Raw genomic sequence first — 11437 nt, 5'->3', positions numbered from 1 at the left:
TGCGCCTGGAACGGAAAGCGACGGTTGTCAGGGGTTCCCCATTTATTCTGCAACCAGAAAGGGACTATCACAGAAAATCAGTTTTCACTGACTTTCTGGACAGCCCCTTTTATTATCATTGATACTCGTCTCAATTATGGCAGTTAACTGTATATTTATTAATTTCACATTGTAATATTCATAAAAATTTGATAGGATTGAAATTACCTACTAATCAATTAATATAGTTATATTATGGGGGAGTGCGGTGTGAAAATTTACGTTTCCGTTGATATGGAAGGGATTACGGGGTTACCGGATTATACGTTTGTAGATTCATCGAGGCATAATTATGAGCGGGCGCGACGTATTATGACAGAGGAAGCGAATGCGATTGTTCGAGCGGCTATCGGACACGGGGCAAAAGAGGTGCTGATTAATGATAGCCATTCGAAGATGAACAACTTATTAGTTGAGGAATTGCATCCAGCTGCAGATTTAATAACGGGAGATTTGAAAGCGTTTTCTATGGTTCAAGCGCTCGATGATTCATTTAATGGGGCGATTTTTGCAGGGTATCATGCGCGAGCAGGCCAGTTTGGTGTGATGAGCCATTCGATGACGTTTGGCGTACGGACAATGTATATCAATGATGTAGAAATCGGGGAATTGGGGTTCAATGCGTATGTAGCGGGCTATTACGGTGTACCGGTCATAATGGTTGCGGGGGATGATTGTGCTTGTAAAGAAGCGGAAGAATTGATTCCCGGAATTGTAACTGCAGCTGTGAAGGAAACCATTTCTCGGTCGGCTGTGAAGACATTGCACCCTTCAAAGGCACACGCATTAATTGAAGAGAAAACTGCTGAGGCGATTGCAAAAAGGGATTCCATTCAACCTTTGTTGCCGCCGGAAAATCCGACTTTGCGAATTGAATTTACAAACTACGGTCAGGCAGAATGGGCAGCGCTGATGCCGGGTTGCGAAATAGAGCCCGGGACGACCATTGTAAAATTTGAAGCGAAAGACATCTTGGAGGCGTATCGAGCTATGCTCGTCATGGTGGAATTGGCAATGCAGACGAAATACTGTTAGGGGGAAAAGCGCTTGGCGATTTACATATTAAAACGATTCTTCATGATGATCGCGACAATCCTCATTATTGCGACATTGACTTTTTTCTTAATGCACGCAATACCAGGTTCTCCTTTTGACGAAGAGCGGACTTCCAATCCAACGATCCAAGCCAATTTGGAGAAGTTTTATAAATTGGATGAGCCAATGCATATTCAATATATTCATTATTTAAAATCAATCGTTACGTTTGATTTTGGCCCATCGATTAAAAAACCGAATGAATCAGTAAATACATTGCTTGCAAGAGGATTTCCGATTTCATTTGAGTTAGGAATGGTGACCATTTTGGTCGCGGTCATTTCCGGCATTGTATTAGGTACGTTAGCTGCTTTGCGCCATAATGGCATTCTTGATTATTCAGCTATGGCTTTCGCGGTCGTTGGAATATCGATTCCGAACTTTGTATTGGCAACTCTGTTAATCCAACAAATTGCTGTCAATTTGAAATGGCTGCCACCAGCAACTTGGAGTAGTCCACTCCATATGATTTTGCCTACATTGGCTTTGGCAACTGGCCCGACGGCGATTATCGCGCGTTTGACAAGATCGAGCATGTTGGAAGTGCTCACTCAAGATTATATGAAGATGGCAAGGGCGAAAGGTTTATCGCCATTTCGGATTGTCGTCCGTCATGCATTGCGGAATGCTCTCATGCCGGTCGTGACAATTATGGGAACGATGCTTGCAGGTATCTTAACGGGTACATTCGTAATTGAAAGGATTTTTGCCATCCCAGGTATGGGGAAATATTTCGTTGAAAGCATCAATAACCGAGATTATCCAGTCATTATGGGATCGACAGTTTTTTATAGCGCATTTTTAGTATTTATGTTATTTCTCGTTGATATTGTGTATGGGTTCCTTGATCCACGCATTAAGCTTCATCGGAAGGAGGGGGATGCGTGATGGTAGCTCATCAGTCACCAACTTCTGTTCCAGATGAGTGGTTTAAACCGAAGGAGAAAAGCAGGAAGCAAGCAGAAACGGTTGTCCGTCCATCGCTTTCTTATTGGAAAGACGCTTGGAGGAGGCTTCGGAAAAATAAATTGGCGATGAGCGGATTGGTATTTTTAATCATCTTGACGATGTTTGCCATTTTCGCACCAATCTTTTCACCTCATGATATAACGGTTACACAATATGCAAACCAAAATCAGCCGCCAAGCGCTAAGCACTGGTTCGGTACGGATGAAAAAGGATGGGACGTCTTTACACGGACTTGGTACGGAGCGAGAGTTTCTTTATTTGTCGGGGTAGCGGCAGCCTTAATTGACTTTTTCATCGGTATTATTTATGGAGGCATTAGCGGCTATAAAGGCGGAAGAACAGATACGGTTATGATGAGAATCATCGAAATTCTTTATGGTCTTCCTCATTTGTTAGTAGTTATTTTATTGATGGTGTTAATGGGGCCAAGCTTGACGACAATTATCGTAGCATTGACGATTACCGGTTGGGTCGGAATGGCTCGTATTGTCAGGGGACAAGTATTGCAAATAAAAAACTATGAATTTGTAACGGCATCGAAGTCTTTCGGTGCAAAGACATCGAGGATTATTCGGAAGAATTTATTGCCGAATACGATGGGACCGATCATTGTCCAAATGACATTGACCGTTCCGAGTGCAATTTTTGCGGAAGCCTTTTTGAGTTTCTTAGGATTGGGCATTCAAGCTCCGGTAGCGAGCTGGGGTGTAATGGCAAATGATGCCATCCCTGTCATCTTATCGGGCCATTGGTGGCGTTTATTCTTCCCGGCATTTTTTATTTCCATGACGATGTTTGCATTCAACGTCCTCGGTGACGGTATGCAGGATGCACTTGATCCGAAACTGAGGGGGTGAATGAATTGAATGGACAAAATAGAACATCGAGGGATGAGGGGCAAGGCGGAACGGCAATCGCGACGAATCCGAGGTTAGCAAAGTCGAAAAAAAGGAGAAAAGTGTTTTCCGAAATAATTCTATCTGTTCAAGATTTGCACGTGTCGTTTAAGACGTTCGGTGGTGAAGTGCAGGCGCTGCGTGGCGTTTCATTTGATTTGTTTAAAGGGGAGACATTAGCTATTGTTGGGGAATCGGGATGTGGAAAAAGTGTCACTGCCAATACGATCATGGGATTATTACCCCAGCCAGCCGCTCGTATCCATAAAGGGAAAGTCCAATTTAAAGAAAGGGAGTTAACCCGTCTTTCAAAATCGGAAATGCGGCAAGTGCAAGGCGTGGATATATCGATGATTTTCCAAGATCCGATGACCGCGCTCAATCCGACTTTAAAAATCGGTGAGCAATTGACGGAAGGGTTGCGCACACATAAAAAAATAAGCAAGACGGAAGCGCAAAAGAAAGCGATTGAATTGCTGAATGTTGTTGGGATTCCAAATCCCGAGGAGCGTATGAAACAATACCCGCACCAATTTTCTGGAGGGATGCGTCAGCGAATTGTTATTGCAATCGCGCTTATATGCGAGCCGGAGCTATTAATTGCAGATGAGCCAACGACTGCATTGGATGTCACGATACAGGCGCAAATCCTTGAATTATTTGAGGAAATTCAAGAAAGAACGGGCGTATCCATCATTTTGATTACCCATGATTTAGGTGTTGTCGCAAAAATTGCGGATCGAATTGCGGTCATGTATGCAGGGAAGGTCATTGAGATCGGAGAGAAGCGGGAAGTATTTTATTCTCCTCAACATCCTTATACAAAAGGGCTGCTCTCTTCGGTACCACGGCTTGATTTAAAAGAAGAGGAGCTGCAACCGATTGAAGGGACACCTCCAGATCTGTTTGCTCCACCTGTTGGCTGTCCATTTACTGCTAGATGCCCTTTCGCGATGGAAGTTTGCGAACGAGTCTACCCTGCGACGACAAGTCTGTCAATTACACATCAAGTGGATTGTTGGCTACAAGACGAAAGAGCTAAGAAGCTTTTCGGAGCATATGTATAGAAGAGGAATGGGTTATTTGTAGGTTTGTCGCACGAAAGTGCTTTTCACAATAGCGGTTCAAAAAAGGGGGATTTTGAATTGAAAAAGTGGCTGATCTTTTTAGTTGTTGGAATGTTGGCGCTATTCTTGGCGGCATGTACGGCGAACAAAGATGCAGGGAAGGAGCCAGCAGACACGAATACTGACTCTGCAACGCCATCAGATGAGGAAAAAGATGATGAAGCTGCAGGAGAGGCAACATCTGGAGAAAAGATTTTGTACTTGAACAATGGAGAGGAACCGACTTCGTTTGACCCATCCATTGGATTTAACGCAGTTTCTTGGAGTCCATTGAACAATATTATGGAAGGCCTTACGCGCTTGGATGAAAATCATCAGGCTGTAGAAGCAACTGCAGAAAAAATTGATGTATCCGATGATGGTTTAACGTACACTTTTACAATCCGTGATAGCGCTAAATGGTCGAATGGCGATCCGGTCGTTGCGGGTGATTTCGTTTACGCATGGAAGCATATGTTAGATCCGGAAACAGCTTCTCCGGCAGCGTTTTTAGCATACTTTATCGAAGGAGCTGAGGCGTACAATAACGGTGAGGGATCTGCAGATGATATTGCAATTGAAGCGCCGGATGAAAAAACTTTTGTTGTGAAGCTCACTTCTCCAAACGAAGCGTTCTTGAACATCATTACGAATCCAAGCTTCTTCCCGATCAATGAGAAGGTCGCTTCAGCAGATCCGTCTTGGCATACAAATGCAGCGACGTTTGTTGGCAATGGACCATTTAAGTTGACTGCTTGGGATCACGATGTCAGTTTCGAATTTGAGAAAAACGAACATTACTGGGATGCAGACGCTGTGAAATTGGATAAAGTCCATTGGGCAATGGTAAATGATACAACTACTGAATACCAAATGTATCAATCCGATGAGTTGGATGTTTCAGGAGTTCCGGCTGAGATTGCCGAACAATTGAAAGATAGTGATGAGCTGCGCGTAGATGATGAAGCAGGTTTGTATTTCTACCGCTTCAATACTTCGATGGAGCCTTTCACGAATAAGAAGATTCGCAGAGCGTTTGGTCTTGCGGTAAATCAAGAAGAGATTGTTGAATATGTAACGAAAAATGGAGAGAAACCTGCACATGGTTTTGTCACATATGGTTTCATAGGCCCTGATGGCAAGGAATTCCGTGACACGGTTGGAGATCTCGTTTCCTATAATCCCGATGAAGCGAAAAAGCTGTTAGAAGAAGGAATGAAAGAAGAAGGTTATACGGAACTTCCAAAAGTGACGATTACGTATTCTACAAGCGAATCGCACCAAAACATTGCAATAGCACTTCAATCAAAATTTAAAGAAGTGTTAGGTGTTGATGTGGAGTTGCAAAATGTAGAGGCAGGGGTATTCCTATCCGAACAGAAAGAGTTTAAATATCAAATGTCCCGTTCGTCCTTCTTGCATGACTATGCAGACCCTGTCAATGCGCTTGAGAGTTTCATAACTGACTCTTCTATGAACCGTACGACTTGGTCGAACGCGGAATACGATAAGTTAATTGCGGATATTAAAAATGAAACAGATGAAAACAAGCGTTGGGAATTGTTGCAAGAGGCAGACCGTCTACTTATGGAAGAAATGCCAGTGTTCCCACTATACTTTTACAACCAGACAACACTTGAAAAACCGGGTGTAACCGGTATTCTGCGTCATCCTGTCGGCTATGTCGATTTGAAATACGCTGATAAGAACTGATGAACAGTCGCGGTGTCCGTCATGGCGCCGCGATTTTTTCAGTTTTAGTCACCGATCGTTTGCAAGTTTGGAGGATTGGTACGGTGCCGACTTGGTACCTTTGATAGATTAACAGTTTCGCTAATAAGTGCTGGAAAGTGGATTTATATGCGTTGTTGAGTCGGTTTAAGCGTGGAGGGGGGAGTAGATAAGTTTTCTTATAAGTTTATGCGCTTGTTCGATGGAATAATGCGTTTTTAAGTTCAATTTTGCAATGCTATCTTGATTTATGCGGATTTTATTTATGCGTTTTAAGGAGATGGGGAGATGAAGATACGGCCAGAGAGGTTGCGGAGTGGAGATATGATTGGGATTGTGTCGCCTTCAAGCCCGCCCAATCAAGAGAGCCTTGAGCGATCTTTAACATTTTTGGAGGGCCTTGGACTGAAGTGGAAGTTCGGCGAGCATGTGAAGGATCAATATGGTTACTTGGCTGGAAAGGATGATGAACGCTTAGACGATTTGCATGCTATGTTTGCCGATCCAGAAGTGAAAGGTATTATTTGTGCGGGCGGTGGCTATGGCTCAGCACGATATACGGACAAACTTGATTTTGATTTAATTCGTGACAATCCGAAAATATTTTGGGGGTTTAGCGATATTACATTTTTGCATACGGCGATTGGACGCTATACAAATCTTATAACGTTTCATGGGCCAATGTTGGCATCCTGTGTCGGAAAGGAATCCTTTCACCCTTTATCCGCTAAAATGTTTGAGCAGTTGTTTGAGCCGATGGAGCTCCATTATGATGAACACATTTCTCCGCTTGAATCGTTATCGGGCGGCGTGGTTACGGGGGAAATTGTCGGCGGCAATCTATCATTGCTTGCGAATACAATTGGAACAAGATACGAAGTGGAGACAAAAGGGAAATTGCTGTTCATTGAAGATGTTGGTGAAGAACCTTATCGTGTGGATGGTTTGTTGAATCAACTGCGGATGGCCGATAAATTGACGGATGCAGCAGGCATCATTATCGGTGATTTTTCGGATGCAGAGCCGAAGAAGCGGAAAGAGTCGTTGACATTGGATGAGGTGTTCGATCATTATGTAGGCCGATTAGGCAAGCCAGTTGTGAAAGGGTTTAAGATAGGCCATTGCGAACCGCATTTTGCCATTCCGTTAGGTGCGGAAGCTCGGTTAAATGCTGACGAACGTTCCTTGACATTGTTGCCGGGGGTGGAATGATGCGGATTCGGAAAATTGAAACGATGCGCGTCTCAGTTCCGCTCATAAAACCTTTCAAGACGGCTTTACGAACCGTGACAACAGCATATTCCGTATTTGTAAAATTGACAGACGAAGATGGCAGAGTCGGGTGGGGAGAGGCGCCGCCGACTCATGTCATTACTGGTGATACGCTGGCAAGCATTGAATATGCGATTACCGAGGTAATTGGACCTCAGCTGATCGGAATTGATATTCGGGAGCGGGAATCATTGTTTCGTACATTGAAAAGGTCGATCGTCCGCAATACGAGTGCAAAGGCGGCTGTCGACATGGCCATTTATGATTTAATTGGCCAAGTGGCAGGCTTGCCACTGTATCAGTTCTTAGGTGGCAATCGACACGAATTGGAAACGGACTTTACAGTCAGTGTGAATGATCCGGTAGAAATGGCAGAGGATGCTGAGCGGTATGTCGCTCAAGGATTCGATGTGCTGAAGGTGAAAGTGGGAATTGGTGAGATTGCGGAAGACATTGGCCGCATCCGTGCAATTCGTAATAAAGTCGGCAAGGATGTAAAAATTCGGCTTGATGCCAATCAAGGATGGCATCCGAAAGAGGCTGTATTTGCGATTGGCAAGATGGAAGATGCAGGACTTGATATTGAATTGATTGAACAGCCAGTGTCCGCGGATGATCTCGAGGGGCTAAAGTATGTAACGGATCGGACATTAACGCCGATTATGGCTGATGAAAGTGTGTTTAGCCCGAAAGATGCGCTTCGACTTTTGGGAATGCGAGCGGCGGATTTGATGAACATTAAGTTGATGAAATCAGGTGGTATCCATGAAGCTTTGAAGATCAATGCTTTATCAGAAGCGAATGGTGTTGAATGCATGGTTGGCAGCATGATTGAGACAAAGTTGGGCATCACGGCAGCAGCTCATTTTGCAGCAAGCCAATCGAATGTGACACGTTTCGATTTTGATGCGCCACTTATGTTATCCAAAGATGTCGTGGTGGGCGGTATCCAATACGAAGGTAAATCAATCCGTTTCTCTCCTTTGCCAGGGCTTGGCCTTATAGGGAAGGAAATGGATCAGGCGTTGAAGGAGGCAAAGAAATGACGGAGCCATCAGTGAATATGTATGTATGTGCAGTTCCTGTAGCGACGATTTGGACATCGCCGGAATCACCGAGGAAAATTGATGCGGAAGGTATATCGAATCCGGTACATTTGTCGAAATGGCTTGAGAAGTTGGCGTATAAGGAACGTTTCGATTTATGCAATGGAAATAGAGTTCAGACACAGCTGTTGTATGGAGAGCCGATTATCGTCGATGAAGTGGCTGGTGATTGGGCGAAAGTGATTGCGGTTTGGCAAGCATCGAAAAAGGATGAACGGGGATATCCGGGATGGGTGCCACTCACACAGCTGAAAAGCGCAAAGCAATTGAAGGAAGCTGGGGGATTTGTAAGAGTTTCATCAGGTAAGGCGCAGCTTTGGAGTATGGATGGAGATCCGACAGTTATCATTCCATTCAACGCCATATTGCCTTTAACAGATGAAAGAAAGGAACATTTTATTGTTGAAACACCAGATGGGGAAGCGCTTATTCGCAAAGTGGATGTACAACGTGCCCCTTCTGTCCATCAGTTTGATAAAAAAACGGCCGCTGATGCGGTTTATGAAGGAATGAAATTTTTAGACCTGCCCTATTTCTGGGGCGGTATGTCATCGTACGGCTATGATTGTTCAGGCTTCACTTATAATATGCTAAAGGCTTGCGGGCATTGGATTCCCCGTGATGCTGGTGATCAAGCGAGGGGCGGGGAAGAGGTACCGTTGTCGCAGCCGGAGAAATGGGAAACAGGGGATTTGTTGTTCTTTGCAAATGATGAAGGGAAAGGAAATGTCCGGCATGTTGGGTTTTACTTTGGAAATGGTTTGCTTTTGCATTCCCCATCGACAGGCCAGTCCATTGAATTGCTGAAGTTGGCTGGATCCAAGTTGGAGCGTGAGCTTTGTGGCGTTCGTAGATACGGAACGGAGGGGAATTGATATGTCAGATAAAGTGATTTTATCCGTAAAGGATTTAAAAAGGCATTTTGAAGTCGGGCGGAAGCAGACATTGAAAGCTGTGGATGGGATCAGCTTTGATATTGTTCGTGGAGAGACGTTTGGTCTTGTTGGAGAGTCGGGTTGCGGGAAGTCGACTGCCGGTCGGACGATTTTAGGTTTGTATAATAAGACGGACGGCGATGTTTTGTATGAAGGGCAAAGCGTACATGATATGACAGATAAGGAACGTCAACGTTTTTTGAAGAAAGTGCAAATGATCTTTCAAGATCCTTATGCGTCTTTAAACCCACGGTCGACGGTTTACGAAATTATTGCTGAGCCAATGCAAATACACGGCATGTATAAGACAGCGGAGGAAATGCGTGCAAGGGTTAATGAATTATTAGAGGATGTCGGGTTAAATAGAGATCATGCGAACCGATATCCACACGAGTTTTCAGGAGGTCAGCGGCAACGGATCGGCATCGCACGTTCCTTAGCATTAGATCCGGATTTTATTATCGCTGATGAGCCGATTTCTGCTTTGGATGTGTCTGTACAAGCTCAGGTTGTGAAGCTTCTGCAACGTTTGCAACGTGAAAAGGGGCTGACATATTTATTCATAGCACATGATTTGTCGATGGTAAAATATATTTCCAATCGGATCGGCGTCATGTATTTGGGACATATGGTAGAACTTACTTCTAGTGCGCAGTTGTATGAGAAACCGCTACATCCTTATACGGAAGCGTTGTTGTCAGCAATCCCGATACCAGATCCGGACATTGAAGAATCACGTGAACGGATATTGTTGCAAGGTGAATTGCCAAGTCCTATTAATCCGCCTTCAGGCTGTGTGTTCAGGACCCGTTGTCCATACGCCATGCCGGTATGTGCGGAGTTGAAGCCGAATTGGTTGGAGAAGGAGAAGGGACATTTTGTCGCCTGCCATTTGCATGATGAGAAAGTGATGAATCGGCAAGATGCTGTGAGGGAAACAGTAGGGTCGTCCTAAGGGGCGGCCTTTATTTATTGCGATTTTTCGTTTCAGCAACTCTTGAACTATAGTGAATAAATTGGTTAACCTCAGCAAATTAAAAGAAAGCTTCATTATATAGCCGATGGATATTTATTCATAGATAACTCGTTTATTGCAAAGAGGTTGCCAATGAATCTCAGATATCATATAATTACTTAGCAGCAAACCTCAACAACCCCACAACGACCTGCTCTTGCCGGGTCCCAATCAACGGACACCTGTCCATTACATGCATGTTCATGCAAAATGCTAAAATAATATAAAAGTGAATAGAACAGAAGCAGCTAGGGAAAAATAGCAAGGCCCTAACTTTATTTCGTATGCAATCAAATTTCCAAAAACAGCTTATAAAAGCAGAAGTTGTCTTGGTTCTTCTTTGTGTAGGAGAAAACGGGCGGTAACGATCATTTTTTTATTTCGATTAGTCCGAAGTCTTAAACAAATATAAAAGAGGTGGATGGAATTGAAGTTATCTCCGGTTGAGCAGGAGAAGTTAATGTTGCATGTGGCAGGTGAGCTTGCGCTAAAAAGAAAAGCGCGAGGCGTCAAGCTGAACTAGTGAGCGGACTTACGATTAAAATTGGAAATACGCCGATCGTTAAGGACAGTTCATTTTTTATTCGCAAAGGAAAGATCACGGCACTAATTGGTGAGAGTGGCAGTGGAAAAAGTATGACTGTGGCTGCTATTTTACGGCTATTGCCCCCTGCCGCTCGGGTTGAAGGGACGATTTTATTCGAAGGTAAAAATTTGCTCGAGGCTTCTCATACTGAAATAGTAGAGCTGCGAAGGCGCCGAGTTTTTACAATATTTCAAGACGCATCAAGCAGTTTTAATTTAGCTATAAGGATGGCTCGGCAGTTATATGCGTTTTCCGCTGGGCGTATTAATGATGATAACATTCAATTTAAGAAGAAAATGGGCAGGATTATGAATGACCTTCGTTTACCGCATGACGTATTGAATCAATATCCGCACGAGTTATCCGGAGGCATGCTTCAACGATGTATGATTGCCTGTGCATTATACGTTGAGCCAGATTTGTTGATTGCCGATGAACCGACTTCTGCTTTAGATATGGAGGTACGGGAAGACTTTCTAAAAGAGCTTCGCGTATTAAATGAAAAACATGGCACGACTGTGCTGCTAATTACTCATGATTTAGATATCGTTGCAAATGCAGCAAATGATATGGTCGTTATGCATAAAGGGAAAGTCGTAGAAACGGGCATTGTGAGTGAAGTATTGGAGCGGCCGGAAGATAGCTATACGAAGCGTTTATTGAATAGCAGGTTTTGACAATGGCTGT

At 44.0% G+C, this 11437-nt stretch carries 10 protein-coding genes and 1 pseudogene; all 11 read left to right on the top strand.

Translation table 11 applies throughout. The annotated features are described in order from the left end of the window. Positions 1-249 precede the first annotated feature (249 nt). The 11 genes and pseudogenes from WFH04_RS11010 to WFH04_RS10960 all read left to right on the top strand — a co-directional run bounded on the left by WFH04_RS11010 (position 250) and on the right by WFH04_RS10960 (position 11427). Positions 250-1074, top strand: a complete 825-nt coding sequence (locus tag WFH04_RS11010; RefSeq protein WP_336824098.1) for a M55 family metallopeptidase — start codon at positions 250-252, stop codon at positions 1072-1074. A gap of 12 nt (positions 1075-1086) precedes the next feature. Further along, positions 1087-2022, top strand: coding sequence for an ABC transporter permease (locus WFH04_RS11005; RefSeq protein ID WP_336824097.1), 936 nt, complete (start codon positions 1087-1089; stop codon positions 2020-2022). Beyond that, positions 2022-2960, top strand: a complete 939-nt coding sequence (locus WFH04_RS11000; RefSeq protein ID WP_336824096.1) for an ABC transporter permease — start codon at positions 2022-2024, stop codon at positions 2958-2960. Before WFH04_RS11005 ends, WFH04_RS11000 begins: the two co-directional genes overlap by 1 nt. Before the next feature lie 101 nt (positions 2961-3061). Next, entirely contained in the window at positions 3062-4066 is a 1005-nt protein-coding gene (locus WFH04_RS10995; protein ID WP_336824101.1) for an ABC transporter ATP-binding protein, read from the top strand. Between the two features lie 78 nt (positions 4067-4144). Further along, positions 4145-5818: a peptide ABC transporter substrate-binding protein gene (locus WFH04_RS10990; RefSeq protein WP_336824095.1), complete on the top strand. Its 1674-nt coding sequence runs from the start codon at positions 4145-4147 to the stop codon at positions 5816-5818. Between the two features lie 306 nt (positions 5819-6124). Then, complete coding sequence (locus WFH04_RS10985; RefSeq protein WP_336824094.1) at positions 6125-7048, top strand: S66 peptidase family protein; 924 nt, start codon at positions 6125-6127, stop codon at positions 7046-7048. After that, complete coding sequence (locus WFH04_RS10980; RefSeq protein WP_336824093.1) at positions 7048-8154, top strand: mandelate racemase/muconate lactonizing enzyme family protein; 1107 nt, start codon at positions 7048-7050, stop codon at positions 8152-8154. Before WFH04_RS10985 ends, WFH04_RS10980 begins: the two co-directional genes overlap by 1 nt. Continuing rightward, positions 8151-9089 (top strand): C40 family peptidase, encoded by a 939-nt coding sequence (locus tag WFH04_RS10975; protein WP_336824092.1) that lies wholly within the window; start codon positions 8151-8153, stop codon positions 9087-9089. The genes WFH04_RS10980 and WFH04_RS10975 overlap by 4 nt, the downstream gene beginning before the upstream one ends. A 1-nt stretch (position 9090) precedes the next feature. Next, on the top strand, positions 9091-10104 hold the full coding sequence (locus WFH04_RS10970; RefSeq protein ID WP_336824091.1) for an ABC transporter ATP-binding protein: 1014 nt from the start codon (positions 9091-9093) through the stop codon (positions 10102-10104). A 487-nt stretch (positions 10105-10591) separates the two neighbouring features. Next, positions 10592-10684, top strand: a pseudogene (locus tag WFH04_RS10965) (urease subunit gamma); the annotation flags it as partial. 2 nt (positions 10685-10686) lie between these two features. Continuing rightward, positions 10687-11427 (top strand): ATP-binding cassette domain-containing protein, encoded by a 741-nt coding sequence (locus WFH04_RS10960; RefSeq protein WP_336824090.1) that lies wholly within the window; start codon positions 10687-10689, stop codon positions 11425-11427. Positions 11428-11437 lie beyond the last annotated feature (10 nt).

This window comes from Sporosarcina sp. USHLN248, assembly GCF_037144575.1.
Taxonomy (GTDB): domain Bacteria; phylum Bacillota; class Bacilli; order Bacillales_A; family Planococcaceae; genus Sporosarcina; species Sporosarcina contaminans.
This window is presented reverse-complemented; position numbering and strand designations above follow the sequence as displayed.